General features: G+C 71.3%; 26 protein-coding genes and 1 tRNA gene. 15 read left to right on the top strand and 12 right to left on the bottom strand.

The annotated features are described in order from the left end of the window. Positions 1–38 precede the first annotated feature (38 nt). Both BMZ30_RS10095 and BMZ30_RS10090 read left to right on the top strand, forming a co-directional pair. Positions 39–111, top strand: a tRNA-Thr gene (locus BMZ30_RS10095). A 94-nt stretch (positions 112–205) separates the two neighbouring features. After that, on the top strand, positions 206–1,168 hold the full coding sequence (locus tag BMZ30_RS10090; RefSeq protein WP_093378156.1) for a hypothetical protein: 963 nt from the start codon (positions 206–208) through the stop codon (positions 1,166–1,168). A 50-nt stretch (positions 1,169–1,218) separates the two neighbouring features. Here the strand turns inward: BMZ30_RS10090 and BMZ30_RS10085 are convergent, their stop codons facing one another. Continuing rightward, the gene (locus BMZ30_RS10085; protein WP_093378154.1) at positions 1,219–1,953 is read right to left on the bottom strand and encodes an ABC transporter permease; all 735 of its coding nucleotides are present in this window, start codon (positions 1,951–1,953) and stop codon (positions 1,219–1,221) included. Next, positions 1,950–2,933 carry an ABC transporter ATP-binding protein gene (locus BMZ30_RS10080; RefSeq protein ID WP_177191345.1) on the bottom strand — a complete coding sequence of 328 codons (984 nt, stop codon included), beginning with the start codon at positions 2,931–2,933 and terminating at the stop codon, positions 1,950–1,952. The genes BMZ30_RS10085 and BMZ30_RS10080 overlap by 4 nt, the downstream gene beginning before the upstream one ends. A 109-nt stretch (positions 2,934–3,042) precedes the next feature. Here BMZ30_RS10080 and BMZ30_RS10075 point away from each other — a divergent pair, with 109 nt between their 5' ends. Then, positions 3,043–3,867, top strand: a complete 825-nt coding sequence (locus tag BMZ30_RS10075; protein ID WP_177191344.1) for a TetR/AcrR family transcriptional regulator — start codon at positions 3,043–3,045, stop codon at positions 3,865–3,867. A gap of 11 nt (positions 3,868–3,878) precedes the next feature. On the opposite strand, the gene BMZ30_RS10070 is transcribed toward BMZ30_RS10075, so the two are convergent. Genes BMZ30_RS10070 through BMZ30_RS10055 form a run of 4 tightly spaced genes read right to left on the bottom strand, consistent with a single transcriptional unit; the run spans position 3,879 to position 7,692 of the window. Then, on the bottom strand, positions 3,879–4,640 hold the full coding sequence (locus BMZ30_RS10070; protein ID WP_093378146.1) for an iron ABC transporter ATP-binding protein: 762 nt from the start codon (positions 4,638–4,640) through the stop codon (positions 3,879–3,881). Further along, positions 4,637–5,689 carry an iron chelate uptake ABC transporter family permease subunit gene (locus BMZ30_RS10065; protein ID WP_229828724.1) on the bottom strand — a complete coding sequence of 351 codons (1,053 nt, stop codon included), beginning with the start codon at positions 5,687–5,689 and terminating at the stop codon, positions 4,637–4,639. The genes BMZ30_RS10070 and BMZ30_RS10065 overlap by 4 nt, the downstream gene beginning before the upstream one ends. Continuing rightward, positions 5,682–6,686, bottom strand: coding sequence for an ABC transporter permease (locus BMZ30_RS10060; protein WP_093378144.1), 1,005 nt, complete (start codon positions 6,684–6,686; stop codon positions 5,682–5,684). The genes BMZ30_RS10065 and BMZ30_RS10060 overlap by 8 nt, the downstream gene beginning before the upstream one ends. 10 nt (positions 6,687–6,696) lie before the next feature. Next, positions 6,697–7,692 carry a siderophore ABC transporter substrate-binding protein gene (locus tag BMZ30_RS10055; RefSeq protein WP_093378141.1) on the bottom strand — a complete coding sequence of 332 codons (996 nt, stop codon included), beginning with the start codon at positions 7,690–7,692 and terminating at the stop codon, positions 6,697–6,699. Between the two features lie 237 nt (positions 7,693–7,929). On the opposite strand from BMZ30_RS10055, the gene BMZ30_RS10050 reads away from it, so the two are divergent. Together BMZ30_RS10050 and BMZ30_RS10045 are read left to right on the top strand one after the other, a co-directional pair. Then, complete coding sequence (locus BMZ30_RS10050; protein ID WP_093378139.1) at positions 7,930–10,302, top strand: glycoside hydrolase family 43 protein; 2,373 nt, start codon at positions 7,930–7,932, stop codon at positions 10,300–10,302. Positions 10,303–10,438: 136 nt separating this feature from the next. Continuing rightward, positions 10,439–11,023, top strand: coding sequence for a hypothetical protein (locus tag BMZ30_RS10045; protein ID WP_093378135.1), 585 nt, complete (start codon positions 10,439–10,441; stop codon positions 11,021–11,023). A gap of 70 nt (positions 11,024–11,093) precedes the next feature. On the opposite strand, the gene BMZ30_RS10040 is transcribed toward BMZ30_RS10045, so the two are convergent. After that, complete coding sequence (locus tag BMZ30_RS10040; protein ID WP_093378603.1) at positions 11,094–12,173, bottom strand: BUD32 family EKC/KEOPS complex subunit; 1,080 nt, start codon at positions 12,171–12,173, stop codon at positions 11,094–11,096. A 180-nt stretch (positions 12,174–12,353) separates the two neighbouring features. On the opposite strand from BMZ30_RS10040, the gene BMZ30_RS10035 reads away from it, so the two are divergent. The 4 genes from BMZ30_RS10035 (at position 12,354) to BMZ30_RS10020 (ending at position 15,130) form a co-directional block, all read left to right on the top strand. Then, positions 12,354–13,199 carry a DUF72 domain-containing protein gene (locus BMZ30_RS10035; RefSeq protein ID WP_093378132.1) on the top strand — a complete coding sequence of 282 codons (846 nt, stop codon included), beginning with the start codon at positions 12,354–12,356 and terminating at the stop codon, positions 13,197–13,199. A 42-nt stretch (positions 13,200–13,241) separates the two neighbouring features. Then, positions 13,242–13,622: a hypothetical protein gene (locus tag BMZ30_RS10030; RefSeq protein ID WP_093378128.1), complete on the top strand. Its 381-nt coding sequence runs from the start codon at positions 13,242–13,244 to the stop codon at positions 13,620–13,622. Between the two features lie 157 nt (positions 13,623–13,779). Beyond that, a complete protein-coding gene (locus BMZ30_RS10025; protein ID WP_093378125.1) occupies positions 13,780–14,811 on the top strand; it encodes a TerC family protein in 1,032 nt (343 codons plus the stop codon). A gap of 4 nt (positions 14,812–14,815) precedes the next feature. After that, complete coding sequence (locus tag BMZ30_RS10020; RefSeq protein ID WP_093378123.1) at positions 14,816–15,130, top strand: helix-turn-helix transcriptional regulator; 315 nt, start codon at positions 14,816–14,818, stop codon at positions 15,128–15,130. Here BMZ30_RS10020 and BMZ30_RS10015 read toward each other — a convergent pair. Together BMZ30_RS10015 and BMZ30_RS10010 are read right to left on the bottom strand one after the other, a co-directional pair. Next, positions 15,114–16,946, bottom strand: a complete 1,833-nt coding sequence (locus BMZ30_RS10015) for a glycoside hydrolase family 2 protein (RefSeq protein WP_093378120.1) — start codon at positions 16,944–16,946, stop codon at positions 15,114–15,116. The two genes, BMZ30_RS10020 and BMZ30_RS10015, sit on opposite strands and share 17 nt — an antisense overlap. Beyond that, on the bottom strand, positions 16,943–17,986 hold the full coding sequence (locus BMZ30_RS10010) for a LacI family DNA-binding transcriptional regulator (protein WP_093378117.1): 1,044 nt from the start codon (positions 17,984–17,986) through the stop codon (positions 16,943–16,945). The genes BMZ30_RS10015 and BMZ30_RS10010 overlap by 4 nt, the downstream gene beginning before the upstream one ends. A gap of 228 nt (positions 17,987–18,214) precedes the next feature. Here BMZ30_RS10010 and BMZ30_RS10005 point away from each other — a divergent pair, with 228 nt between their 5' ends. From BMZ30_RS10005 to BMZ30_RS09985, 5 genes are all read left to right on the top strand, one after another. Continuing rightward, the gene (locus BMZ30_RS10005) at positions 18,215–19,558 is read left to right on the top strand and encodes an ABC transporter substrate-binding protein (protein ID WP_143073176.1); all 1,344 of its coding nucleotides are present in this window, start codon (positions 18,215–18,217) and stop codon (positions 19,556–19,558) included. A gap of 1 nt (position 19,559) precedes the next feature. Next, the gene (locus BMZ30_RS10000) at positions 19,560–20,525 is read left to right on the top strand and encodes a carbohydrate ABC transporter permease (RefSeq protein WP_093378112.1); all 966 of its coding nucleotides are present in this window, start codon (positions 19,560–19,562) and stop codon (positions 20,523–20,525) included. After that, positions 20,522–21,361, top strand: a complete 840-nt coding sequence (locus BMZ30_RS09995) for a carbohydrate ABC transporter permease (RefSeq protein ID WP_093378110.1) — start codon at positions 20,522–20,524, stop codon at positions 21,359–21,361. Before BMZ30_RS10000 ends, BMZ30_RS09995 begins: the two co-directional genes overlap by 4 nt. Then, positions 21,358–22,359, top strand: a complete 1,002-nt coding sequence (locus BMZ30_RS09990) for a glycoside hydrolase family 43 protein (protein ID WP_093378107.1) — start codon at positions 21,358–21,360, stop codon at positions 22,357–22,359. The genes BMZ30_RS09995 and BMZ30_RS09990 overlap by 4 nt, the downstream gene beginning before the upstream one ends. A gap of 70 nt (positions 22,360–22,429) precedes the next feature. Continuing rightward, the gene (locus BMZ30_RS09985) at positions 22,430–22,702 is read left to right on the top strand and encodes a DUF7218 family protein (RefSeq protein ID WP_093378105.1); all 273 of its coding nucleotides are present in this window, start codon (positions 22,430–22,432) and stop codon (positions 22,700–22,702) included. 82 nt (positions 22,703–22,784) lie between these two features. On the opposite strand, the gene BMZ30_RS09980 is transcribed toward BMZ30_RS09985, so the two are convergent. The 3 genes from BMZ30_RS09980 to BMZ30_RS09970 form a co-directional block, all read right to left on the bottom strand. Then, a complete protein-coding gene (locus BMZ30_RS09980) occupies positions 22,785–23,714 on the bottom strand; it encodes a universal stress protein (RefSeq protein ID WP_093378102.1) in 930 nt (309 codons plus the stop codon). 265 nt (positions 23,715–23,979) lie between these two features. Then, entirely contained in the window at positions 23,980–24,762 is a 783-nt protein-coding gene (locus BMZ30_RS13590) for a hypothetical protein (protein ID WP_143073175.1), read from the bottom strand. Between the two features lie 97 nt (positions 24,763–24,859). Then, complete coding sequence (locus BMZ30_RS09970) at positions 24,860–25,384, bottom strand: DUF3806 domain-containing protein (RefSeq protein WP_177191343.1); 525 nt, start codon at positions 25,382–25,384, stop codon at positions 24,860–24,862. A gap of 173 nt (positions 25,385–25,557) precedes the next feature. Between BMZ30_RS09970 and BMZ30_RS09965 the strand changes: the two genes are divergently transcribed. Further along, positions 25,558–25,998, top strand: a complete 441-nt coding sequence (locus BMZ30_RS09965; protein ID WP_093378094.1) for an OsmC family peroxiredoxin — start codon at positions 25,558–25,560, stop codon at positions 25,996–25,998. Position 25,999 lies beyond the last annotated feature (1 nt).

The following is a 25,999-nucleotide window of genomic DNA, read 5'->3' as shown; positions in this document are numbered from 1 at the left end:
AGTAGGCGCGGCTCGTCAGGCTTTGCCCGGCGATACCAGCCGCCTTAGCTCAGTCGGTAGAGCGTCTCACTCGTAATGAGAAGGTCATCAGTTCGATTCTGATAGGCGGCTCGAACGGGATGCCCCCCTCGTGTGCGCTGCTCGCACGCGAGGGGGGCATACGCATTTTGCCGACCTGGACGTCGGCCCGATCGCGAGGAGCACCATGGATCGCCGCCTGATCACGACCTCTCTGGCCTGCGTCGTCGCCCTGGTGGGCCTGACCGGGTGCTCGGGCTCCGACCCGGCGGACGCTGCGGGGGAGACGAGCACCTCGACTGCCTCTCCGTCGGCGGAGCGCTCGACGGAGAGCGACGAGCCGACGGAGGACCCCACCACCGAGGCGCCGGCGAGCCCGTGCGAGGGCGCGGCGGCCTCGCTGGACGTCACGTACGGCGACCCAGTCGCCTACGCCGACATCTTCGCCGAGGGCAACGAGCGCACCTGGCGTCACGGTGTTCCGGTGACCGTGACGAACGCGTCCGAGGCGACGTGCCTGTTCGAGATCCGCGGGCAGCTCGTGGTGGACGGCGAGGAAGGCCCGAGGTTCTTGCGCGAGATCGCCATGCGGCCGGGGCAGGTGGCCAAGGTCGAGGACCTGCCGCTGCTCGAGGATCACGTCCCGTTCGCGCCGGAGGGCGAGGACGGCGTGCCGACGGCGGACTGGAGCGTCGAGATCCTGCGCGTCGAGGGACTGGACCTCGCTCCGGACTACTACGACTACGAGGTGCTGCGCACAGAGCCCAACCAGGTCGTGATGGCTGAGCACCGCGCGGGGATCGTCCCGATGCACAAGAGCTACCGCCTCGATGTCGAGATCGGGTTCAACGCGGCCAACCCCGACGGCAAGTACGAGGACGCCAAGACGTCGCTGCTCGGCGGGTCGGTGCACACCGTCCTGCACGTGAACGGGCTCGACGCCGCGGGGAACATCGTCGCGACGTGGCAGCTCACCCAGGGCCAGCACGAGACGGTGATGTTCAAGATTCCGTCCGTCGGCGGGGGCGAGCTGGGCTCAGGCCTGACCGCGCGGGGCGACGTGTTCTTCAACTCGCTCGACGCGGTCGAGTCGGTCGTCGAGTACGACGTGGTGACGGTGCAGCCGCTGGACATGCTGCTCGACGACTGACCAGACCCGCACGGACGACGCCCCGGTCCAGTCCGGGGCGTCGTCGTGCGTCAGGCCCGACGCCGCAGCGCCCAGATCGCCCCGGTCACCGACGCGGCGCACCACACGAGCAGCACGACCAGCGACCGCGTGGGCAGCGTGAACTCCTCGGAGACCAGCCCCGCGCGGACGAGCTGAGCCATGGGCTCGATCGGCAGCCACGCGTGGGTCGACTGCAACCACTCCGGCATCCGCTCGGCCGGGTAGGACACGGGCGAGAACAGCAGGACGACGAACACGAGCGCCTGCGTCATGAGGGACGCGAGTGCCGGGGCGAGCAACGACGCCATCGCGTACCCCACTGCCGCAGCCGTGAGCGAGACGAGCAGCGAACCCGGGACCAGCCACGGCGCGGGGGACAGGTCGATGTCGAAGCGCAGCACGCCGGCGACGACCCCGAGCACCATCCCAGGCAGTGCCAGGACGGTCCACACGAGCAGGTCGCTCGCGAGGAAGGCAGAGCGCGGCACGGGCAGCGTCCGCATCCAGTCGAGGCTGCCCTCGGTGCGGGACTGCGACAGCAGCTGGGGCGTGATGACGAGGCCGATCGTGATCAGCGTGACGGTCGGCGCCCCGGTGGCGAGGAACAGGGCGGTGGCGGGATCGGGGTCGCCGACGAGCAGCCCGTAGCCGATCACGGTGGCCACGGCCATGAAGACCTGCACCACGACCATGAGCGGCAGGAACGTCGCCTGGCGACGGAACTGCCACTGGGCGAGGAGCAGCACCTGGCCGACGGCGGTCATGCGGCCTCACCTGCCCCCGTGCCCGGCGTGGCGGCGTCGGCCGCGGCGTGCTGCCCGTCGCCGACGAGGGTGACGTACACGTCCTCGAGCGAGGCGGGCGTCAGCGCATAGCGCTCGAGCCGTCCGGCCTCGACCTCGTTCTGGGCCCATCCGACGACGTCGGCCGCATGCACGGCGCTGACGGTCCCGGTCGCGCGCCCGCGGGCGTTCGTGCCGGCGCGCACGGCCGGGTGCCAGGTGAGCGCCACGTCGGGAACCAGGTCGACCTCGACGGTCAGTGAGCCGTGCAGCGGCGCGGTCAGGCCGGCGGGCGTGTCGTCGGCCAGCACGACGCCGTGGTCCAGGATGGCGAGGCGGTCGACGACGCGCTCCGCCTCGCGGACGTTGTGCGTCACGAGGAGGACGCCGCGTCCGTCGTCGGCGAGGGCGCGAATCTGCTGCCACAGCAGCCGGCGGCGCACCGGGTCGACGTCGTTGGTGGGCTCGTCGAGCACGACGAGCCGTCCGGGGTGCACGACCGTCATCGCGAAGGCCGTGAGGCGTGCGATGCCGCCCGACACCTTCTCGGCCGGGGTGTCGGCCCACGGCCCCAGGTCGAGCGCGTCGATCAGCGTGCTCGCGCGCCGACGCACCAGGCCGGGGCTGCCGCCGCGGATCCGGCCGACCAGCTCGATGGCCCGGCGCGGCGTCAGCCCGGTGATGGGCACGTTGGCCTGGGCCTGGATGGATGCACGCTCGCGGGCGAGGTGCGGCTGGGCGATCGCGTCGGTCCCGTCGAGGTGGATCGTGCCCGCGTCCGGGAGTACGAGGCCGACGACCTGGTTGACGAGCGTCGTCTTGCCGGCGCCGTTGTGGCCGAGCAGCCCGACCACCTGGCCGGCGCTGACGTCGAGGTCGATCCCGTCGTTCGCCTGGACGCCGCCGCGCCCTAGGTAGCGCTTGCGCAGCCCGCGGACGGTGAGCACGTTGTCGGTTCGCATCATGTCCTCCTGGTTGAGATACCGAATGGTAGGTGCCGAAACGTATCAGCAGTCCAGCATGGAATACCAGTAGGTATGTGCCGAGCCGTCGGGGTCTACGATGGGGAGCATGACACGCCCCGAGCCCGAGCACCCCGAGTCGATCGGCGCCGCCGCGCGCGCGCTCGCCGACGCGACCGCCGCCCTCACCCGGCTGATCGGGAGCCAGGTCAACCACGTGGTCCCCGAGGTCAGCGACGCCGTCGCCGCGAGCCTGCGCGAGGCGTCGCGCGGCCTTGCCGACGCCTCGGAGAACGTCGCCAAGCGCGCAGGATCCGGCCGCGCGGAGGAGCGCCGTCGCGAGCGTGTCGACCGCACGCGCGCGGACCTCCTGGACGCCGCCGCGCGCGTCATCGCCGCCCAGGGCTACGAGGGCGCATCCGTGGGGGACATCGCGGCCGAGGCTGGCTACACCAAGGGGGCGCTGTACGCGCACTTCCGGTCCAAGAGCGAGGTGATGATGGCCCTCGCGCGCGAGCGGCTCGGCCTCGCGCTCGAGTCGCCCGAGCTCGACCTGCCCGGGCTGACGGACGATGGCGTGGACGAGGCCGCGCTCGCCGCCTGGCTCAAGGTCGCGCAGGACGACCCGCGCCTGCTGCTCCAGCTGGAGTTCCTCACCTACGGTCTGCGCCACCCCGAGGCGAGCGGCGAGCTGGCCGAGCTGCACGTGCGCTCGTTCGAGCTCGCCGCCGAGCAGGTTGCCCGGGTGCGCGTCGTCCGGGCGGCCGGTGGCCTGCCGGCCGACGCCGTCGTACCCACGCAGGAGGACCGCGACAGGGCGCTCGCGATGATCAGCGTGCTCAACGTCGCGACCCTCGAGGGCAAGCTCACGGGCTCACCGGACATGTCACCCGCGGCCGGAGCCCGGATCATCGCCCGGCTGCTCGCCGACTGAGCCCCTCGGGCCTACGGCCGGTAGTACACCGCGAGCGGGTGCCCGGGCCCGTCGACCACGGTCACCGGCGTCGCGAACAGGTCGGTGAGGGTCTCGGTGGTGATGACCTCGGCCGGCGTCCCGACGTAGCGGATCTGCCCCTCGGTCATCGCGATGATCCGGTCCGCGTACGCGGCGGCGAAGTTGATGTCGTGTACGACGACGACGACGGTCTTGCCGAGCTCGTCGGCGGCGCGCCGCAGCCGGGCCATCATCGACACGGCGTGCTGCATGTCCAGGTTGTTGAGCGGCTCGTCGAGCAGCACGTACTCGGTGTCCTGGGCGAGGACCATCGCGACGTACGCCCGCTGGCGCTGCCCGCCGGACAGCTCGTCGAGGAACCGGCGCTGCAGGTCCACCAGGTCGAGGAACTCGAGCGCGGTGTCGATCGCGGCCTCGTCGGCACGGGTGATCCGGCCCTGGGAGTGCGGGAACCGGCCGAGCGCCACGAGCTGGCGCACGGTGAGGCGCGCGACGAAGTGGTTCTCCTGCCGCAGGATCGCCAGCCGCTGGGCGAGGTCGCGCGGCCGGGACGTGACGACGTCGAGCCCGCCCACGGTGACCCGCCCGGAGTCGGCGGACAGCAGGCGCCCGACGATCGTGAGCATCGTGGACTTGCCGGCGCCGTTGGGGCCGACGAGCGCGGTGAGCCCCCCGGTGGGGATCTCGAGGTCGACGGGCCCGAGGGCGTGCACGTCGCCGTACGTCTTGGCGACGTCGTGGAGGGTGATCACCGCAGGCCCTTTCGGAGCAGGTAGACGAGGAAGATCAGGCCGCCGCAGAACTCGATGATCACCGAGATCAGGCCGGCGGCGTAGAACACGTGCCGCAGCACGAAGTACGCGAGGAGCAGGGTCGCGGCCGCGACGGCCACGACCATGGGCAGGGTGCGCGAGTGCGCGCTGGTGCCGACCACCTGGTACGTCAGCATCGCGACGACGAACCCGAAGAACGTCATGGGCCCGACCAGCGAGGTCGAGACCGACACGAGGACCGCGACGAGGACGAGCGTGAGCATGACCTCGCGCTGGTGCCGCACCCCGAGGCTGGTGGCGGTCTCCCGGCCGAGCGCGACGACGTCGAGCACGTACCGTCGGCGCCAGACGACGGCGCCGACGGCGACGCACACGAGCGCGCCCCAGGGCAGGTAGGACGAGTCCGACGCGCTGATGTTGCCGAACAGCCGCGCGGTGAGGATGTCGAACTCGCTGGGCGTGAGCAGGCGCTGCATGAACGTCGACAGGGAGCCGAAGCCCATGCCCAGCACGACGCCGACGAGCAGCAGCAGGTGCAGGCTCGCCCTCGTGCCGGTGAACAGCCAGCCGTACAGCAAGGACGCGAACGCGATCATGATCAGGCTCTGCAGCGCGACCTTGCCGAGCCCGTCGGTCGCGGCCAGCGTGCCCGCGCCGAAGAAGAACACCAGCGCGGTCTGGATCACCCGGTACAGGGCATCGAACCCGAGGATCGACGGCGTGAGGATCCTGTTGTTCGTGACCGTGTGGAAGATGACGGTCGCGATGCCGTGGCAGAACGCGACCACGAGGATCGTGCCGACCGAGGCGAAGCGGCTCTCCACGATGATCCAGAACCCGCGGGTGCCGGGCTCGGCGGGGTTGCCGTAGACGAGGATGCCGATCGCGGCGGCCACGGCGACGGCGCTCACGGCGCTCAGGCGGAAGGCGTACGACCCGGTGACCGCGCGCCAGCGCGAGCCGGCGGCCAGCGGCGTCGGTGACGGCGGCGGGCCCGTGACGGGGGCGGCCACCGCGACCTCAGCCACGGCGGTGAACCCGCAGCACGAGGCCGATGAACATGACCGCGCCCACGATCCCGAGGATCATCGCGACCGGCACTTCGAACGGCCAGCGCACGAGGCGGCCGAGGATGTCGCACACGGTCACGGTCGCGATCCCGCCGAGGAACACCCAGGGCAGGTTGGACCGCAGGTCGTCGCCGCGCAGGAGGGAGACCGCGTTGGGCACGATGAGCCCCAGGAAGGGCAGGAAGCCGACGACGACGGTCGTCACCCCGGAGGCGACGGCCACGAGGGCGGTGCCGAGCAGGATCAGCCGGTCGTAGCTGAGCCCGAGGTTGGTGGCCACGTCCTTGCCGAGGCCCGCGACCGTGAGGCGGTCGGCCAGCACGACGACGGCCAGGCAGACCACGACGACCACCCACAGCACCTCGTACTGGCCGCGCACCACGCTGGTGAAGCTGCCCATGAACCAGGTGCCGATGAGCTGCAGGTAGTTGGTCGAGATCGCGATCAGCGTGGTCAGCGCGCTGACGACCGCACCGAGCATGATGCCCACGACCGGCACCACGAGGGTCGTGCGGACCTCGATGCGGCGCAGGATCGCCATGAAGATCATGGTCCCGGCGAAGGCCGACAGGCTCGCGATGACCATGCGGGTGCTGAGGCTCGCGGTGGGCACGAGCAGGACCGACAGGAGCAGGCCGAGCGCGGCCCACTCGCTGGTGCCGCTCGTCGTCGGCTCCACGAACCGGTTCTGCGTGAGCTGCTGCAGCACGAGGCCGCTCACGGCCATGGCGCTGCCCGCGAGGACGAGCGCGAGGGTCCGCGGCAGGCGGGTGATGAGGAACATCTCGCCGCCGCCCTCGGCGCGCAGGTCGTACACCCCGACGAAGAGCGAGACGACGACGAGGCCGAGCGTGACGAGGGCGGCGCCGAGCAGGCCGGGCGACCGCAGCCGCGAGGATCTCGCGGCTGCGGCCAGCCCGGCCTGTGCGGTGCCCGTGGTGGGCGTGAGCGTCATGAGCTCAGGGTCAGCCGGCGGCGGAGAACGCGTCGGCGATCTGCTCGTAGAGCGCGGTGTAGGACTGGATGTCCTCGGTGAGGTAGAAGCTCGGGTCCAGGTAGATGATCTGGCCCTTCTCGACTGCGGTCACCGACGCGAGCGCCTCCGAGCCGCCGATGAGCTCCTTGGCCGGCTGGTACTCGCCCTCGCCGACGCCCGCGCCGTCGCGGTCGAGCACGATGATCCAGTCGGGGTCGGCCGCGGCGATGGCCTCGACGCTGATGTCGTCGCCGTGCGAGGTGTCCTCGGCGGCCTGCTCGATGGCGGGCTTCAGGCCGAGGGTCGGGAACAGCATGCCGATGCTGCGGCCCGTGACGGGCGCGCTGTAAGCGATCTCGCCGCCCGAGGTGATGAGCCCGACGACGGTGCTCTCCCCGTCGTACGCCGCGGTCGCGTCCGCGATGGCCTGCTCGTAGGCCTCGACGATCGTCGCGGCGTCGGCCTCGCGGCCGAAGATCGTGCCGAGCGTCTCGACCTGGCGGACGATCTCGGCGGAGAGGTCCTCGCCCTCGCGCGGGCTGAGCTCGACCACGGCGGCGTCGGGGTTCTGGGCCACCAGGTCGCCGTAGTGGTCCGCGAACCGCATGCCGCCGATGATGAGGTCGGGCTCGGCCGCGACAACCGACTCGAGGTTGGGCTCGCGGTGCGTCCCGACGTCGAGCACGCCCTCGTCGTCCACGTACTCGGGCCACAAACCCTGGCCCATGAGGCCCTTGGGCGCCGCGACGAGCGGGACGTCCCAGGAGCTGAGCGTCTCGAAGACGCGGTTGTCGAGCGCGACGACGCGCTGCGGGTCCGCGGGCACCTCGACGGTGCCGTGGTTGTCCTCGATCGAGATGGCCGTCGCGGCCCCGGCGCCGGTGCCCGCGGCGGTCACCGTCTCCTCGCTCGAACAGGCCACGAGGGCCAGGGCGAGCGGTGCGGCGGTCAGGACGGCGGCGACGCGAGTCAGGCGCGAGGTCATCGATCAGGCTCCAGAGCGTGAGGGAGTGCACAGGAGGTGCACTGGTTGAGGTGAGGCTACCCTTACCCTTGACGCGGATGTCAATTCCCGCCCGCGCCGTCCGACAGGTGGCTGGTCCGCCTGAGCGGCCGACGTCGCGGCGGGTCTTGTCGCGCCCGGAATCATGCGTGCGTAAACGTTGGAATGGGGCTATAAAGGACAGGTCATCCCGTTCAACGACGATCGGCGGACCCTCTCATGCGCACGACCTTCCCCCTGCGGGCCCTGGCCCTTGCCTCCTCGCTCGCCGTCGGGCTGAGCCTCACGGTGCCCGCGTCCGGCACGACGCCGGACGCGTCCCCCGGCCGCGGCTCGCCCGCCCAGACCTACCGGAACGCCGTGAGCGACACCTTCGCGGACACGTTCGCCGACCCCGCGGTCATCCGCGGCAAGGACGGCTACTGGTACGCCTACGGCACGACCGACCCGCTCCGGGAGGGCGAGGGCACGCGGCATCTCCTGCCCGTGTCCCGGTCGACCGACCTCGTCACGTGGGAGTACGTCGGCGACGCGTTCACCGAGGACACCCTGCCCGCCTGGGCGGACACGACACGCGGCGCGGCGCTGTGGGCGCCCGACATCCGCTACGTCGACGGCCAGTACCGGCTCTACTACGTCATCACCGAGACCACGGTGACCGACGAGCCCAACGACAACGCGATCGGCGTCGCGACCGCGCCCACACCCACCGGGCCCTGGACGGACTCGGGCGGCCCCGTCGTCGGCCCGCGCCCGGGCGCCGGGGGAGCGGGCGACTACCTGTGGACGTTCGACCCCTCGCACGTCGTCGACCCGGACGGCACCGAGCACCTGTTCTACGGCTCGTACTACGGCGGCATCTACGTGACCGAGCTGTCCGACGACGGCACGCGCGCCGTCGGTGACCCCACCCGGGTGGCGGTCGACAACAAGTACGAGGGCGCCTACGTCGTCCAGCGCGACGGCTGGTGGTACCTGTTCGCGTCGTCGGCCAACTGCTGCGCCGGTCCGACGACCGGGTACAGCGTGCACGTGGGCCGCTCGCGCGACCTCGCCGGGCCGTACGTCGACCGCGAGGGCGTGCCCCTCGACCAGTCGCGGGCCGGTGGCACTCCCGTGCTCGCCCCCAACGGCAACGAGTGGGTCGGCACCGGGCACAACGCGGTCGTGACCGACCTCGCCGGGCAGGACTGGATCGTCTACCACGCGATCGACCGCGCGGACCCGTACCTCGACGGCACGGACGGCATCAACGAGCGACCCATGCTGATCGACCGCCTCGACTGGATCGACGGCTGGCCCACGACCCGCGGGGGCGCGTGGGCGTCCGACGGGCGGGAGAAGGCGCCGGTCGCCTCGGGGCGGACGGTGACCGACTTCTCCGACGGAATCCCGCGGACGTGGCGGACCGACGGACGCTGGACGCTCGCCGACGACGACGCCGGGGACGCCGGGCAGCACGCCGTCGGGACAGTGCGCCGCGGGCAGGACGCGACGCTCACGACGTCGGCGCCCTCGAGCAGGCGGGGCGTCCGGGTCGAGGCCGACCTCCGCTCCGACGGCGGGGTCTACGGCCTCGTCGTGGGGGACGCCGGCGCGAAGACTCGCACGGGCAGGACGACGAAGGGCAAGGCCTACGGGCATCGCGGGACGTCGCTGCGGGCGGTCGTCGACGACGGTGCGCTGCGGCTCGAGCTGGTCACGCGCGGCCGCTCGTCGACCCTCGCGACCTCGGCCCTGCCCGACGACTTCGACGCGACGACCTGGCACGCGGTCGCCCTGACCGTGCGCGGCTCCGAGGTCACCGCGGAGGTCTCGCACGCGCGGCTGGGTGACCCGGTCGCCCTCGCGACCGCCGAGCTCCCGCGCCGCACGGTCCTCACCGGGCGAGCCGGCGCCGTCGTCGCCGAGGGCGCGGCCGACGTCGACAACCTGAGCGTGCTCGCCGCGGCGCGGCCGTCGACGAAGGTCGTCCCGACGCCCCGGCCCGGACGCCTGGTGAGCTCGGACGAGTTCCGTGGCGACGCGCTCGGTGCCGGGTGGACGGTGCTGCGCGATCCCGAGGTGACGGTGGCCGACGGCGCGCTCCGCTGGCCCACGGAGGCGGCGGACCTGTCGGGTTCCGGCAACGACGCGGGAGTCCTGCTGCGCGACGTGCCGCGGGGTGACTGGGTGGCGGAGACCAAGCTGACGATCGACCTCGGCACGGACGAGATCCGCAACTACCAGCAGGGCGGTCTGATCGCCTATGTCGACGACGACCGGTTCGCCAGGCTCTCGCACGTCGCGATCTGGAACACGCGGCAGACCGAGTTCGGCACCGAGATGCCGTACGCGGGCAGGCTCGCGTACGGCGGGACGATCGTCGGCCCGCCGGCCGAGACCACGTGGCTGCGCCTCGTGCACCGCACCGACCGTCGCGGCGAGCGCGAGGTCCAGGCGTTCACCAGCACCGACGGCCGGACGTGGATCGCCGGCGGCGTGTGGACCTTCCCGCAGGGTTCGGACGTCAAGGTGGGCCTGATCTCGCACGGCGGCGCGGGAGCGACGTCGGAGTTCGACTACCTGAGGATCAGCCGCCTGGCGCGCTGAGCTCCTCTCGCCCGGCGCCCCGCGCCCCGCCGCGCCCGCCAGAGCACACTCCCGCTCGGCACACCCGAGCAGGAGTGTGCTCTGGTGGGCGAGCGCTGCGGAGCGCTAGGTTCGGGGCGCCGGCGAGAGGGGGATCATGCGCAGATCGGGATGGTGGATCTCGGTCGGGCTGGTGCTCGGCCTGGTCGCCTGCAGCTCCGATCCGCGGTCGCTGCCGCCTGACGCGCCGCTCGCTGACCTCGTCGAGGGCTTCTCCGGGTGCGGGAACGCCGCGATCGACCGGCCAGATCCCGCTGGCTACCTCGCCACCGTCGACGCGTGGATCGAGGTCGCGAGCATCGAGCCGTGGGCGGGCACGCCGGAGTTCGGCCCTGAGCACTGGGAGCACTACACCGTCGTCGCCGCCGACGGCCGGACGCATGCGGACCTGGGGATGGGGAACGCTGATGTGCCCGCCGTCGAGTGGTCGCTGACCCACAGCTTCCCCGCATGGCTCGCGGTGGACCGCGACCGGGAGGGTGTCGACGGCACCGGGACGTACGTCGCCTACACGCTCTCCCTGGCCGAGTCCGGAGCCTTCTTCCCCGGCTTCTGCATGGACGCCTACCTCCGGAGCGCCGTCGCCGCGGTCACCGACGACGTCGACGCCACGCTGCGCTCCCTCCCGTCGCTGAGCGGCCCCGAGATCGAGGCGCTCGTGCTCCCGGGAGACCCCGGCTAGAGCACAGTCCTGATCGGCTGACCCGAGCAGCAGTGTGCTCTGTCGTGCGGTCGCGGGATGCGGCCCCGGCTCAGAGGCTGGCGTTCGCCAGGGCTCGGGCGATCTGGCCGTCCGGGTACGGCCCTGTGCGGCTCGTGCCGTAGAAGTGCCAGACGAAGTCGTTCATGAGCGCAGCGACCGGGGCGTACCGGCGGAGCATCGCCGCCAGCGCGGACGGGGCGCCGGTGGGCTCGGTGCCTGAGGCACACGCGCGGACGAACGCGTTGCGCCGCTGGGTGGGGGCGTCGGGCGGGCCGACGATGCCGCACACGTGCGTCACGATCCAGTTCACCAGGCGCATCAGGCCGTAGGCGTGGTCGTGGTGCCGGCTACGCCCGAGCAGATCTCGCTCCTGCGGGGACAGGTCGAACGACGTCGCACTCGCGAGGCCGAAGTCGGCCAGATACAGCCGGCGGCCGTCGGTGAGGACGTTGCCGAAGTGCCCGTCGAAGTGCACCAGCCCGTGGTCGGCCAGGGCGCGCACGTCGGTGAGCAGCCACGACTCGACCATCTCGCATGCCGCGACCACCGCCTCGGTCCCGATGGCGAGCTGCACCGCCAACCAGTCGGCGAGCGTGTGCGGCACGAGCTCCTCGAACAGCACGACGCTGGTGGTCGCCTCGGCCAGCGCGCGCAGCCGGTCCCGGACGGCGCTCGACCCGTCCCAGTACCGGACGGCCGCTTCGATGTCGGCGTGCTCCGCAGCCGGAGGCGCGGCCCCGGGCAGGACCCTCCAGTGGTGGAGCAGCGGGAACGACGTGATGCTCCCCGCCAGGGCCCACCCGTTGGCGAGCTCGTGCGCTGCGACCTCGCGCCACGCTCCGAACCCCGGCGAGCCGTACTGCGCGACGCCGTACTGGCAGAACGCCGGGACCCCGAAGAGGTTCGCGGTTGAGCGCTTGTACTCCGGCCGTCGCTCGAGGTCGGTCAGGGGGACGCGTTTGACGAAGACGGGCGCGCCGTCGACGTCGGCCACCGCGGCGCTCCCGCCGATGCCCGTCCCGAGCGGACGCGCCCCGACCACGAGGGCGGCGAGTTCGTCGTCCGAGGCACGCCCCAGCGCGGCGGAGACCACCCGGTGCCGTTCGAGCCGCTCTCCGTCGATGACCACGCGCCACCCGACCACGCGCCCGCCGGACGCGTCAACCGCCCACCCCGCAGCCGAGCCGGCTCCACAGAGCACACTCTCGTCCGCCTAGCCCGGTCAGGAGTGTGCTCCACGAGCTGCCCCGGGAGCGCCAAGCCCGCGGTGCGGTCGCGAGGCCCGGTGCCGCGTCCTAGCCTCGGCCGCATGGCAGGCGTGGCGCGGGTCGGAATCTCCGGGTGGCGGTACGCCCCGTGGCGGGGCGACTTCTACCCGAAAGGTCTCGCGCAGCGACGCGAGCTCGAGTACGCCTCGCGCCAGCTGGGCTCGATCGAGCTGAACGGTTCCTTCTACTCGCTGCAGCGCCCGGAGAGCTACGCCGCCTGGCGGGACGAGACGCCGTCGGACTTCACGTTCGCGGTGAAGGGCGGGCGGTTCATCACGCACATGCTCCGCCTGCGAGGCATCGAGGTGGCGCTCGCGAACTTCTTCGCCTCAGGGGTGCTCGCGCTCGGGCCCAAGCTCGGCCCGTTCCTGTGGCAGCTGCCCGAGCGGGTGCCCTTCGACGCCGAGGTGCTCGACGCGTTCCTCGCCCAGCTCCCGCGCACCACGACCGAGGCAGCCGCGCTCGCGGCTCGGCACGACGCCCGCGTCGAGGGGCGCACCTGGCTGACGACCGACGAGGACCGCCCGCTGCGCCACGCCCTCGAGGTCCGCAGCCCGACGTTCGACGACCCCGCCTACTTCGCGCTGCTCGAGCGGCACGGTGTGGCCTCGGCGGTCGCCGACACGGCGGGCCGCTGGCCCTTCTTCACGGCTGTCACGGCGGACTTCGCGTACGTACGTCTACACGGCGACACCGAGCTCTACGCGAGCGGGTACGACGACGTCGCCCTCGATCGCTGGGCGGCGACGGTCCAGGGCTGGCTCGACGCGGGCCGGGACGCTTACGTCTACTTCGACAACGACATGAAGGTCCGCGCGCCCTACGACGCGAGGGCGCTCGCGGCCCGCCTCGGCGTCGGACCGATCGCCGTCGAGACGAACCCCTAGCCGGGAAGAGATCGGGCGCGTCCGTCGAAAGGTAGGTTGCCCGTGCACACCACGGCAGCGCTCATCGCCTCCGCTCTCCTCGCGGCACTCGCCGTCTTCCAGCTCGCGCTGGCGCTGGGGGCCCCCTGGGGGCGCTTCGCCTGGGGCGGCCAGCACGAGCGCCGGCTTCCGAGAGGGCTCCGGATCGGTAGCGCGGTCTCGATCGTCCTGTACGCGCTGTTCGCCGCGGTCCTGCTCGACCGCGCCGGCCTGGTGGATGCGGTGCCCGACGCCGTCGCACGCGTCGGTGCGTGGGTGCTGCTCGCCTACTTCGCGCTGGGCGTGCTCATGAACGGCATCTCCCGCAGCCGGCCCGAGCGGCTCGTGATGACACCAGTGGTCCTCGTGCTGGCCGTGTGCACCGGGATCATCGCCCTGCACTGACCGCCCCTTGCCCAAACAGGTGAAGCGTGCTTCACTTGTTCGCACAGGGAGGGGAGTATCCCGCCAACGTCTCGTCGTCAATCCGGCCTCGGCCCGGCGAGCGGGTCCGTCGGGGCCGGGAGAGACCTCCGATCATCACGATCGGAAGGGTCTTGTCATGGATGTCCCCGTCTGGGTGTGGGCTGCGGTCCTGCTCGTCATCGTCGCGATGCTCGCGATCGATCTGTTCGCCCACCGCCGCGCCCACGTCATCGGCGTACGTGAAGCGGCCGTGTGGTCCGGCGTCTGGGTGGCCTTCGGCGTCGCGTTCGGCGTCGTCGTCTGGCAGGTCTGGGGCGCGGACTACGCGCAGCAGTACTTCGCCGGCTACCTGATCGAGAAGTCGCTCGCCGTCGACAACGTGTTCGTGTGGGCGATCATCTTCAGCTACTTCGCGGTACCCCGGGAGTTCCAGCACCGGGTGCTGTTCCTCGGCGTCGTCGGCGCGCTCGTGTTCCGGGGCGTGTTCATCGCCGCGGGCGCGGTGCTGATCGAGAACTTCTCCTGGGTGCTGTACGTCTTCGCCGCGTTCCTGCTCTGGACCGGCTACCGCATGATCCGCCAGCGCAACGAGCACCTGGACCCCGAGCGCTCGGCCGTGCTCCGGGCGTTCCGCCGGTTCGTCCCCATGACCGAGGCGTACCACGGGCAGCGGCTCGTCGTCCGGCGCCGCGGTGTGCTGCTCGCGACGCCGCTGCTCGCCGTGCTCGTCCTGATCGAGGTGACCGACGTCGTCTTCGCCGTCGACTCGATCCCGGCGATCTTCGCGGTCACCGACGAGGTGTTCCTCGTATTCACCGCAAACGCGTTCGCGATCCTGGGCCTGCGTGCGATGTACTTCCTCCTGGCGGACCTGATCCACCGGTTCGTCTACCTCAAGATCGGCCTCGCGCTCGTGCTGATCTGGGTCGGCGTCAAGATGCTCCTCAAGATCGACGTCTTCTACATCCCGACGACGATCTCCCTGGCCGTCGTCGTCACGATCCTCACGACGTCGATCCTGCTCAGCCTCCGCGCCACCCGTGGCGAAGGCCGGCGAGCGCTGCCGACCCTGACCGAGCCGCCGTTCCGCGTGGCCACGGCCGACGAGGACGCGCAGCTCGAGCCCGTCTGGGGCAACCGACCCACCGAGAAGGCCCGAGGACACTGACACCATGGTTGACGAGCACAGTGCCGAGGACCGCCCCGGCTGGACGTTCCTGACGAACCACGGGCACGTGCTCCTCGCCGTGGCGGGCGACCCCGACGCGCGCGTCGCCGACATCGCCGCGCGCGTCGGGATCAGCGCGCGGGCGACGCTGGCGATCCTCAAGGACCTCGAGTCGGCCGGCTACCTGCGGCGCAGCAAGGTCGGCCGGCGCAGCCACTACACGGTGGACTCCCACCAGCACTTCCGGCACCCGACGACGGCCACGCAGGAGATCGGCGAGCTGCTCGCGATCTTCGACCGCCCTACCCCTCGCCCGTGACCAGGCGGCGCAGGGTCTCGATCGGGAGCTTGGGGGAGCGGTCGGCGTGCAGCAGTCCGTTGGTCTCCTGGCCGGTGTCCGTCAGCTGCGTCCAGCAGAACCCGACCAGGGGCGCGCAGTCGCGCACGGCATCGAGCAGCTCGCCGACGCGCGCCTCGAAGTCCTCGGCGTCGCGCGCGGTCGAGTAGCCCCAGGCGTCGGGGCGGTCGGCCGCGTAGCTCACCCCGCCGAACTCGGTGAGCATCACCGGCTGGCCTCGGTCGACGTCGGCGCGCACGTCGGTCAGGCGCATGCGCCGCCCGGCCGGGCCGACGCCGTCGAGCAGGCGCGCGACCGCCTCCGGAGTTCCGTACCGCGCGCGCAGCGTCTCGCCGCGCTCGGCGTAGTCGTGCACGGTCCAGAGGTCGGAGTCCGTGTGCTCCCAGCCGTCGTTCGAGATCACGGGCCGCGACGGGTCCAGCGCGCGGGTCAGGTGCGCGAGGCCGAGGCCGTAGTGCTGCTGCGCGACGTCGTGCGACCCGTGCTGCACGCCCCAGCTCTCGTTGAGCGGCACCCACGCGATGATGCTTGGGTGCGAGACGTCGCGCTGCACGAGCTCGAGCCACTCGCGCGTGAGCAGCTCGACGGACCGCGGCGAGAACGCGTAGGCGTTGGCCGTCTCCGCCCACAGCGTCAGGCCGAGCGTGTCCGCCCAGAACAGGAAGCGCGGGTCCTCGGCCTTCTGGTGCACGCGCGCCGAGTTGAAGCCCAAGTCCTTGATCAGCTGGACCTCCGCGCGCAGCGCGTCCGCGCTCGGCGCCGCCAGGTGCGTCTGCGGCCAGAAGCCCTGCTCGAGCACGGAGCGGAGGTAGAACGGCCGGTCGTTCAGCCACAGGTGGCCGTCGCCCGTCGCGACGTTCCGCAGGCCCAGGTAGGAGCCGACGACGTCGTCCGCCTCGCCCGGGACGGCGACGGTCACCGTCGCGTCCAGGAGGGTCGGGCGGTCCGGGCTCCACAACAGCTCCTCGTACTGCTGGCCGTTCGTCTGTCGGGCGAGCTCGAGGCGCGCGCGCAGCTCCTGGTCGAGCATCCGGGTGCGCTGCTCGGCGAGCACCTCGCCGTCGTGCTCGATCCGCACGACGAGCTCGGTGCCGGGAGCGGGTCGCTGCGAGAGCCGCACCGCGACGTCGACCGCCGCGCCCGGCACGTCGGCGTGCCAGGCGAGCCGCGCGAGGTGGGTGCGCGGCACGGCCTCGAGCCAGACGGGCTGCCAGATGCCGGTGGTGCGGTCGTACCAGATCGAGTGCGGCTCGCGGTGCCAGTCCTGCTTGCCGCGGGGCATCGCGGCGTCGTGCGGGTCGTCCTGGGCGCGCACGACGAGCGTGAGGTCACCGGTCGCCGCCCGCACCTGCGCGGTGACGTCGCACCAGAACGGCGTCTGCCCGCCCTCGTGGCGCCCGACGTGCTGGCCGTCGAGCCACACGTCGGCCGTGTGGTCGACGGCGCCGAAGTGCAGCAGCACCCGGTCGCCCTGGGTGTGCAGCCCGGCGGCTGCGAGGTCCGCGGGCGTCACCTGGCGCCGGTACCAGACGACCGGTTCGAAGCCGGTCGCACCGATCCCGGACGCGGGGGACTCGGGCGGGAAGGGCACCTGGATGGTCGCGTCGAAGCCGCTGGCGCCCGGGGTGTACCAGGCGTCGTCCATCCCGACGTCCGCGGCGTCCGCCGCGAAGGACCAGGGGCCGCAGAGGTCGGCCCACCGGGCGCGCAGCAGCTGGGGCCGGGGGTAGGTGCCGTCCTGGGCGGTGGCCCGCGGGCGGGCAGGGGACGTGGTCATGGCAGTCCTCCGGTGCCCGCGGTGCTCTCGCGCACCACGAGCTCGTAGTCGACAAGGATGGTGCGCGGCTCGTGGCCGGGCTCGGAGCGGTTCTCGAGCAGGAGCGTGAGCGCCGTCTCGGCGATCGCCCGCTTGTCGGGCGCGATGGTCGTGAGGCTGGGCGAGCTGAACCGCCCCTCCTCGATGTCGTCGATCCCGATGACCGCGACGTCGTCCGGGGCCTGCAGGCCGTGGTCGCGCAGGGCGCGCAGGGCGCCGAGGGCGAGCAGGTCGTTGAAGCAGAAGACGGCGTCGGGCGGCTCGGGCAGGGAGAGCAGGGCGTGCATGGCGTCGGCGCCGTCGGCGCGGTGGAACTCGCGCACGGTCTGGACGAGGGTCGGGTCCCACGGCAGGCCGGCGTCCTCGAGCGCCCGGCGGTAGCCCTCGAGGCGCAGCTCGGCGGTCTCCTGGGGCAGCGCGTTGTCCGGACCGGCGGGGAGCTTGGCGCCGATCGCCGCGATCCGGCGGCGGCCGAGCGACGCGAGGTGCGCCGTGGCGGCGGCGGCCGCGGCCCGGTTGTCCATCGCGACGTGCGGGAACGGAGAGTCGTCACCGACGTGCTCGCCGAGCAGGACGAGCGGGGCAGCGTCGGTGCGGTGGCGCAGGTCAGCGGCGGTGAGCGCGAGGGGGCTCATGATCAGGCCGTCCATGAGCGGCATGTCGATGCCGTCGCTGATCGCGCGCTCGCTCTCCGCCTCGCCGCCGGTCTGGTTGAGCAGCACGGTGATCTGCTTGGCCTGGGCGGCGCGGACGAGCTCGGACGCGATCTCGGCGAAGTAGGGCTGGGTCAGCTCGGGGAGCGCGACGGCGATCATCCCGCTCTGTCCGCGGCGCAGGTGGCGCGCGGCGATGTTCGGCCGGTAGCCGAGGTGGGCCACGGCCTCCTCGACGCGCAGCCGGGTCTCGGGCGTGATCGAACCCTTGCCGTTGACGACGTTCGACACCGTCTTGATCGAGACGCCCGCGCGCTCGGCCACGTCCTGCAGCCGGATCCTGGCCACGTCCCGCCTCCTTGGGTTCGTCCGTCGTCGTTGACCTCGGGCCCCGTCGAGGGACGTGGCCCGGTCGCCCTGCACCGACCTTAGTGTGACGATAACGATCAGTACAAGGTTTACCGTCCGCTCTGTACAAGGTTTACCTCCATGGGGTAGGAAAGTCACTACAGGTACTTCGAGACCGTTACGTGGCTTATGTCCCGCGGGCGGACCGACCGACCAAGGAGCTCAACGATGAGAACCACGACAACCCTGCGTACCCGCCGCAGGCTCGCGCTCAGCGCGGCCGCGCTCTCGGCGGCCCTCGCCCTCACCGCCTGCGGCGGCGGCAGCACCCCGGAGGACATCGCCTCCAGCGCCAACAACCCGGGCGGCAGCGGCGAGTTCGACGGCACCTACGACGGGCCGGCCGTCGAGCTGGCCTACTGGAACGGCTTCACCGGCGGTGACGGTCCGTTCATGACCGAGCTGGTCGAGAAGTTCAACGCCGAGCACGAGAACATCACGGTCGTCCCGAACACCATCCAGTGGGCCGACTTCTACCAGCGCGTCCCCGCCGCGGTGAACGCGGGCGAGGGGCCCGACGTCGGCGTCATGCACTTCGACCAGCTGTCCACCAACGCCGCCCGCAACGTGATCGTCCCGCTCGACGACGTCGCGGAGACCCTCGACCTCAGCGCCGATGACTTCACCGAGGAGGTCTGGAACGCGGGCATCTACCAGGACCAGCGGTACGGCATCCCGCTCGACGTCCACTCGCTCGCGATGTACTACAACGTCGACCACTTCGAGGAGGCGGGCATCACCGAGGCCCCCACCGACCTCGAGTCCTTCACCGCGGCGCTCGACGCGCTGCAGGAGGCGGGGCACGAGACCCCCTTCTGGATGCCGACCCTGTGGCCAGCGCACCTGATGTTCCTGTCCCTCACCTGGCAGAACGGCGGAGAGCCCTATGCCGCTGACGGTGCGTCTGCGTCCTTCGGCTCGCCCGAGGCCGTCGAGGCGCTCGCCTGGCAGCGCTCGATCGTCGAGGACGGCTACAGCCCGGCCAACATCGCCATCGACTCGCAGTACGTCGCGTTCAAGAACGGCGAGAACTCGATCACCTGGGACGGGATCTGGCAGATCAACGACCTCGAGGCGACCGACATGAACTGGGGCATGGCGCCGATCCCGACGATCTTCGACGAGCAGCGGGTGTGGGCGAGCTCGCACCAGTTCTTCATGACCAAGCAGGCCACGGGTGACCCGAACAAGTTCGAGGCCGCTCAGGTGTTCCTCGCGTGGATGAGCGAGCAGTCGGGTGACTGGGCCGGCGCCGGCATGATCCCGGCGCGCCAGTCGGTGCGCGACTCCGGAGCCATGGACGGCATGCCCCAGGAGTCGATCGCGGCCCTGATCGAGGACATGCGGTTCGTGCCCAACTTCCCCGGGCTCGGCACCGTGACGTCCGAGGCCATGGAGCCCGCGGTGTCCGAGGTCATCCTGGGCAACGCCGAGGCCGAGGCCGCGCTGGGATCCGCGCAGGAGAAGGCCACCGAGCTGATGAAGAACAACCTCGAGCAGTTCGGCGGCTGACATGACGACGACTCCCGCCGCGACGGTCGCTCCGGCCGCGACGCACACCAGCGGCCGAGCGCGACCGTCGCGGCGCGGGGTCGCCAAGCACGGGCGCGCGACGCCGTGGCTGTTCCTCGCGCCCTACCTCGTCCTGTTCGGCGTCTTCGTGATCCTGCCGATCGTGCTGGGCGCGTGGATCAGCCTGCACCAGTGGGACTTCCTGCTGCCGGGCAAGCCGTTCGTCGGCCTGGACAACTACCGGGACCTGTTCGACTCCGAGTCGATCATCTTCTCCACCTTCTGGTCCTCGATGAAGGCCACCGGCATCTTCACGGTCGCGAGCGTCCCGCTCCTGCTCGTGATCCCGCTGCTGGTGGCGCTCGTGATGAACCAACGGTTCGTGGGACGGAACCTGTTCCGCGCCGTGTTCTTCGCCCCGTACGTGCTGGGCGTCGCCGTCGTCGCCGTGCTGTGGCGGTACCTGCTCGACAACAACATCGGCCTCATCAACTACTACCTGGGCAAGCTCGGGTTGCCGGACGACACCGCGTGGACCACCTCGATGCCCGCGGCATGGATCGCCCTGGTGGGCGTCACCGTCTGGTGGACGCTCGGCTACAACTCGGTGATCTACCTCGCCGCGCTGCAGGACATCCCGCGTGAGCTCTACGAGGCCGCTCGGGTGGACGGCGCCAATCGCTGGCAGCAGTTCCGCCACGTGACGCTGCCCGGCCTGCGGCCGGTGCTGGCCTTCATCACCATGATCACGATCCTGGCCTCGGCCAACATGTTCGGACAGTCCTACCTGATCACGCAGGGCGGGCCGGGCCGCGAGACCCGCACCGCGATCTACCAGATCGCCGAGACCGGCCTGCGCAACTACCAGATGGGCAGCGCTGCGGCGATGAGCTACATCCTCACGGGCTTCCTGATGCTCCTGAGCGTCGTCGTCTTCTGGCTGTTCCGCGAGCGGAGGGCACGATGAGCACCGTCCAGCAGCCGCGGTGGCGCCCCGCCGTCCGCTACACGCTCCTGATCGTCCTGGGCCTGCTGTTCGTCAGCCCGCTGATCTTCATGGTCGTCACGTCGTTCAAGACCCGGGCGGAGGCTGGCGGCATCCCGCCCGCCTGGATCCCCGACCCGTTCACCACGCAGGCCTACGAGTCGATCCTCAACGCGTCGGGCACCCCGGTGCTGCGCTGGTTCGGCAACAGCCTCGTGGCGGCGCTCGCCAACGCGGCGATCGTCGTCGTGACCGCGGCGCTCGCGGCGTACGCACTGGCCCGCATGCAGTTCCGGGGCCGCAACCTGGTGTTCGGGGCGATCATCGCGACCCTGTTCGTGCCGCCGGTCATCCTGATCATCCCGAACTACCTGATCGTCGGGGAGCTGGGCTGGCTGAACACCCTCGCGGCGGTGGTGGTGCCGACGGCGGCCTCGGCGTTCGGGGTGTTCTTCCTGCGGCAGTTCTTCCTGTCGATTCCCGGGGAGCTCGAGGAGGCCGCGCGTCTCGACGGTGCGAACGCGTGGCAGATCTTCGCGAAGATCGTGCTGCCGCTGGCCAAGCCCGCGCTCGCGACGCTCGCCCTGCTGGCGCTGCTGACCAACTGGAACGACTTCCTGTGGCCGGTCTACGTCCTGTTCAGCCCGGAGATGCAGACGCTGCCGGCCGGCCTCTCCACCCTGCAGTCGGCGAACGCGGTGCGCTACGACCTGCTGATGGCCGGCGCCGTGATCGCGAGCGTGCCGGTGCTGATTCTCTTCGTCTTCCTGCAGCGCTTCATCATCGAGGGCGTCTCGCGTTCCGGGGTCAAGGGATGAGGCGCACCCCGGTGGCGATCCTCGCGCTCGCCGTCGCGCTGGGCGCGTGCTCGTCCTCGGAGCCGACGACGGCGCCCACCACCGCCGGCACTTCCGAAGCCCCGGCGCCCACCGGGGCGTCCGCCGCCGACGCCAACCCGGTGATCGCCGACGACTTCCCCGACCCCGACGTGCTCGAGGTCGACGGCGTCTACTACGCGTACGCGACGAACTCCGGCATGGCCAACGTGCAGGTCGCGCGCTCCGAGGACCTGCGCACGTGGGAGCGGCTGGACGACGCGCTGCCCGTGCTCCCGACCTGGGTGATCCCGGGCAAGACCTGGGCCCCGGAGGTCACGCAGCTCGGCCCCGAGCAGTTCGTCCTGTACTTCACCGCGACCAGCTTCGACCCGGCGCTGCAGTGCCTGGGGGTCGCGACGTCGTCGTCCCCCGAGGGGCCGTTCGCGGTGGTGGGCGACGAGATGCTCGTGTGCCCGCGCGACGAGGGCGGAGCGATCGACGCGGCCACCTTCCAGGCCGACGACGGCACCTGGCACCTGCTGTGGAAGAACGACGGGAACTGCTGCGGGTTCGACACCTGGCTGCAGATGGCCCCGCTCACCGCCGACGGCACGGCGCTCGCGGGCCCGGTGACGAAGCTGATCCAGCAGGACCAGCCGTGGGAGGGCAACCTCGTCGAGGCTCCGACGCTCGTCGAGCGGGATGGCGTCTTCACGCTGCTGTACTCCGCCAACGACTACGGGGGCGACCAGTACGTCATGGGCGCCGCGACGGCCACGGACCTGCTCGGTCCGTACACCAAGCACCCGGACCCGGCGCTCAGCACGGACTCGAGCGACGGCGCGTACATCGGCCCGGGCGGCCAGGACGTCGTCGTCGGTCCGGACGGGACCGACCACCTGGTGTTCCACTCGTGGTACGCCGAGGACACCTACCGCGGCATGAACGTGGTGCCCCTCGAGTGGGACGACGGGGTCCCGGTCCCGGTGCTCGACTGACGGCTCGGGCTGCGTCGGCGCGCCGTCGGGGGCACAGTGAGAGGACTGACGCACGACGACGGGAGGAACCATGCCGCAGGATCGTGATCCGGGCCCCTCGGTCAAGGACAAGGAGCTGTACGAGAAGCTGCGCGACGAGGGGAACTCGAAGGAGAAGTCGGCGCGGATCGCCAACGCAGCCGCGAAGCGGGGGCGCTCCGAGGTCGGCAGCAAGGGCGGGGAGTCCGGCAGCTACGAGGACTGGACGGTCGACGAGCTGCGCTCTCGCGCCGCCGAGCTCGACATCGAGGGCAGGTCGTCGATGAACAAGGACGACCTGATCGAGGCGCTGCGGAACCACTGACCGCCGACGGTTCTGCGCGGATCGACACACGAGCTGTCGATCCGCGCAGATCGGCGCGGCTGGCCGCCGGCGCCCGGCGGCGTCAGGTCCGGATGATCGTGACCGGGCAGGTGGCGTGCTCGAGCACCTGGCTGGAGATCGAGCCGAGCAGCAACCGGTCGAACCCGCCGAGCCCGCGGCTGCCCACGACCAGCCGCTCGGCGCCCGCTGCGTGCGCGAGCAGCCCCCGCGCCGCGGGCGCGTGCTCGACCACGGGCACGACGTCGTCGCGCCCGGAGAGGCCTGCCGCGGCGAGGGTCGTGGTGAGGGTGCCGGCCACGTGCTTGCGGTACGCCTCCTCGGGCGGGACCCAGCCCTGGGCGTCGGGCAGCAGGCCCATCGTGGTGATCTGCCAGCACATCACGGCATGCAGCTCGGCCCCGAGGCGCTGTGCCGCCTCGGCGGCGTGCTGGAGCGCGGTGCGCGAGGCGGGTGATCCGTCCACGCCGACGACGACGCGCGGGCGGCCGGAGCCGGACTCGGCGGCGGCGGGTGGGCTCTGCTCGCTGTGCTCGTCGGCCGGCACGACGGTCACCGGCAGGTGCGCCTGGCGAGCCACGCCCGCCGACACGGAGCCCAGGAGGAGGCGGCCGAGCCGACCCAGGCCGCGGCGGCCGACCACGAGCATCGCGGCGCCGTCGGCCTGCTCCAGCAGGGCCGTGACGATGGGTCCGGGCACCTGGACGGCCTCGACCTCGCTGGGATCGCCGTCCATCCGCGCGAGCACGCGGCGCACGATGGCCTCGACGCGGGTGCGCTCCTCGGCCTCGCGCGCCGCGAGCGTGTCCCGCGCGGACGCCGCGGCCCACACACCCTCGGGCCCGTCCATCCAGGACAAGTCCCAGGCGAGGACGGCGCGCACCGGGGGTACGCCGGCGCCGGCCGCGGCGAGCGAGCGGGCCTCGCGGAGGGCCCAGGCGAGTGCGACGTCACCCTGTGGTGAGCCATCCACTCCGACGACGATGGTTGACATGGCGGACCACCTTCCCGACGACGGGCGGCGTCCGGGGCGGACGACGACCCGTACCTCGAGTGTGCTCCGTCGCGGCGCTCAGGAACAGGGGACCTCTGTCCCTGGTGCGGGGCCCCAGCGCCAGGCGCCCGCGGTGCGGTTGCTGCGTCAGACCCCAGCGGTGCGGAAGACGAGGCCGCGGCTGTCTCCGTCTGACGCCATTGAGGTGCGATGCTCCGTGGCATGGCTGTCACCGCCGACGGAGGGCTGTGGGTCTTGCGGATGTCTAGGCGTTCAGCCGGTCCTGGTCCTCTATTGCGGCTTCGAGTAGATCGGTTACGACGCCAACGAAGGCCGCCATGACCTGATACGAGGTCGTCATCACGAAGTTGCCGCCAATGTCGGTCGTAGGGCCGTCCGGTCTGCTCTCGAGGACCATCAACGACACACTCCGGTTGCCATGAGCCATCGAACTGCATAGGCGCCAGACGTCGATCGGTCTGAACTCGTGAGTCTCGACGGCGCGTCCCGCGTCTATGACTATGTCAGTCATGGACGGGTACTTGACGTCGAGCGAGCGTTGGCCAGCCTTGCTCGCCGACAACAACTGATCGAGTCGTTCGCGCAGTTCTAGGAGAGACGATTCACGGCGCGGGTCCAGATGGCGTACTGCCTCATCGCTCAATGAGGCGCCATTCCACACTCTGTGTAGAGCTCGGAAGACTCTTTTCCTACGTGTCCCGCCAGTCGTCAACCAGAGCGCCTGGGCTGCGGACTCGAGCGCTGCTCTTACTAGCGGATACGCAGCAACCACTGGCATCCCGTCCTTGTCGAGCGCCCGTTTCAGCATTCCGAGGTGATCGAACGCCGCCATGAAGAGGTAGCGAACCTGATATGAGACCGGATCGTAGGCAGTTGCCCGGTCGTCGCCCGCGAGCAGGCTGCCGTGCCGCACTTTGAATGCGCTCGATCGGGACTCAGCCGTGTCTAGCCGTGCGAAGAGGCGCTCAAGACTACGAGCACCTTCAACCTCGGCTGGCCTGCTGTCTTTGAAGGCGGAAGCGCTCATGCCCATGTCTTGCCCCCAACGAATCCGTGCTGTCGCCGGAGTGCCGGCTCGACCTGAGGGTGTCAGTGCGTGCCGTCCTCGTGAGCCGCGCCCTGCGTCAGACGCCGACGGTGCGGAACACGAGGCCGCGGCGGCGCGGCAGGTCCGCGGCCTCGCGCGGCGCGAACCGAGCCACGTAGTCCGCCATCCAGGTGAGCTCGCGGTTCATCCAGCAGTACGCGACGTCGTCGAGCGGGGACACCACGGGCTCTCCGCCCTCGGTGACGAGGGCGAGCGCGGTCGGCATCGAGTCCTCGACCACCGCCCAGCGCAGGTCGGGGCGCTGGCCTCGCACCAGGTCGCCGAGCGCGACGCCGAGGGCGTTGATGGTGGTGTTCGGGTTCCACCGCTGCGGCTCGCGCTGGGCGTGCCAGCGGGTGCAGTAGTCCAGATAGACGCTCATCACGTGCTGCACGTCGTCGAGCCGGACGTGGGGGGCGCGCAGGAACTCGCGCAGCTCCTCCATCCACATGAGCTGAGCGGGGTTCGGTGCGACGAGCCGAGGGGCCGTGTCCGGGACGTCGAGGAAGACGGCGGCCTCGGCGGCTCCGGTGACACGCTGCCCACGCGTGAACATCTTCATGCATGACCTATCGGCAGCGTGCATGGGGTGCATGAGGGATTGCCGGAGCGCAATCGCGGCGCCTCGGTGGTAACACCCAGACGGTCCGGCCTGGCGACCGGGGCACAACGGGCATAGCGTCGGTGATGGGCCGCGAGCAGCGGCCTGACCCACGTCTCGAGAAGGAGAACGCCATGCCTACACGCACCGCGCGCACCGCCTGGAACGGCACCCTGCAGGACGGCTCTGGCCAGGTCGAGCTCACGAGCTCGAAGGTCGGCACCTACGACGTCTCTTTCCCGCGTCGCGCCGCCGACGAGGCCGGGGGAGTCACGAGCCCGGAGGAGCTGATCGCCGCCGCGCACACCTCCTGCTACGCGATGCAGCTCTCCGCGCTCATCGGTGAGGCCGGCGGCACGCCCGTCGCCCTCGAGGTCAGCGCGGACGTCACGCTCGAGCCGGACCCCGCGGGCGGGTTCCACATCACGACGATCGCGCTGACGGTCCGCGGCGAGGTCGAGGGCCTCGACGCCGCCGGCTTCGACAAGGCGGCGCAGGACGCGAAGACGACGTGCCCAGTGTCCAAGGCGCTGACCGGGACCACCATCACCCTCGACGCCTCGCTCGAGGGCTGAT

Origin of the sequence: Flavimobilis marinus (genome assembly GCF_900113055.1) — a bacterium.
In the GTDB taxonomy this organism is placed as follows: Bacteria; Actinomycetota; Actinomycetes; order Actinomycetales; family Cellulomonadaceae; genus Flavimobilis; species Flavimobilis marinus.
This window is presented reverse-complemented; position numbering and strand designations above follow the sequence as displayed.

What these genes read in the sequence shown, in the direction of transcription:
- BMZ30_RS10090 (WP_093378156.1), top strand. Translation starts at nt 206, where the DNA reads ATGGATCGCCGCCTGATCACGACCTCTCTGGCCTGCGTCGTCGCCCTG.
- BMZ30_RS10085 (WP_093378154.1), bottom strand. Translation starts at nt 1,953, where the DNA reads ATGACCGCCGTCGGCCAGGTGCTGCTCCTCGCCCAGTGGCAGTTCCGT.
- BMZ30_RS10080 (WP_177191345.1), bottom strand. Translation starts at nt 2,933, where the DNA reads ATGCGAACCGACAACGTGCTCACCGTCCGCGGGCTGCGCAAGCGCTAC.
- BMZ30_RS10075 (WP_177191344.1), top strand. Translation starts at nt 3,043, where the DNA reads ATGACACGCCCCGAGCCCGAGCACCCCGAGTCGATCGGCGCCGCCGCG.
- BMZ30_RS10060 (WP_093378144.1), bottom strand. Translation starts at nt 6,686, where the DNA reads ATGACGCTCACGCCCACCACGGGCACCGCACAGGCCGGGCTGGCCGCA.
- BMZ30_RS10055 (WP_093378141.1), bottom strand. Translation starts at nt 7,692, where the DNA reads ATGACCTCGCGCCTGACTCGCGTCGCCGCCGTCCTGACCGCCGCACCG.
- BMZ30_RS10050 (WP_093378139.1), top strand. Translation starts at nt 7,930, where the DNA reads ATGCGCACGACCTTCCCCCTGCGGGCCCTGGCCCTTGCCTCCTCGCTC.
- BMZ30_RS10045 (WP_093378135.1), top strand. Translation starts at nt 10,439, where the DNA reads ATGCGCAGATCGGGATGGTGGATCTCGGTCGGGCTGGTGCTCGGCCTG.
- BMZ30_RS10035 (WP_093378132.1), top strand. Translation starts at nt 12,354, where the DNA reads ATGGCAGGCGTGGCGCGGGTCGGAATCTCCGGGTGGCGGTACGCCCCG.
- BMZ30_RS10025 (WP_093378125.1), top strand. Translation starts at nt 13,780, where the DNA reads ATGGATGTCCCCGTCTGGGTGTGGGCTGCGGTCCTGCTCGTCATCGTC.
- BMZ30_RS10020 (WP_093378123.1), top strand. Translation starts at nt 14,816, where the DNA reads ATGGTTGACGAGCACAGTGCCGAGGACCGCCCCGGCTGGACGTTCCTG.
- BMZ30_RS10015 (WP_093378120.1), bottom strand. Translation starts at nt 16,946, where the DNA reads ATGACCACGTCCCCTGCCCGCCCGCGGGCCACCGCCCAGGACGGCACC.
- BMZ30_RS10005 (WP_143073176.1), top strand. Translation starts at nt 18,215, where the DNA reads ATGAGAACCACGACAACCCTGCGTACCCGCCGCAGGCTCGCGCTCAGC.
- BMZ30_RS10000 (WP_093378112.1), top strand. Translation starts at nt 19,560, where the DNA reads ATGACGACGACTCCCGCCGCGACGGTCGCTCCGGCCGCGACGCACACC.
- BMZ30_RS09995 (WP_093378110.1), top strand. Translation starts at nt 20,522, where the DNA reads ATGAGCACCGTCCAGCAGCCGCGGTGGCGCCCCGCCGTCCGCTACACG.
- BMZ30_RS09990 (WP_093378107.1), top strand. Translation starts at nt 21,358, where the DNA reads ATGAGGCGCACCCCGGTGGCGATCCTCGCGCTCGCCGTCGCGCTGGGC.
- BMZ30_RS09985 (WP_093378105.1), top strand. Translation starts at nt 22,430, where the DNA reads ATGCCGCAGGATCGTGATCCGGGCCCCTCGGTCAAGGACAAGGAGCTG.
- BMZ30_RS09980 (WP_093378102.1), bottom strand. Translation starts at nt 23,714, where the DNA reads ATGTCAACCATCGTCGTCGGAGTGGATGGCTCACCACAGGGTGACGTC.
- BMZ30_RS13590 (WP_143073175.1), bottom strand. Translation starts at nt 24,762, where the DNA reads ATGAGCGCTTCCGCCTTCAAAGACAGCAGGCCAGCCGAGGTTGAAGGT.
- BMZ30_RS09970 (WP_177191343.1), bottom strand. Translation starts at nt 25,384, where the DNA reads ATGAAGATGTTCACGCGTGGGCAGCGTGTCACCGGAGCCGCCGAGGCC.
- BMZ30_RS09965 (WP_093378094.1), top strand. Translation starts at nt 25,558, where the DNA reads ATGCCTACACGCACCGCGCGCACCGCCTGGAACGGCACCCTGCAGGAC.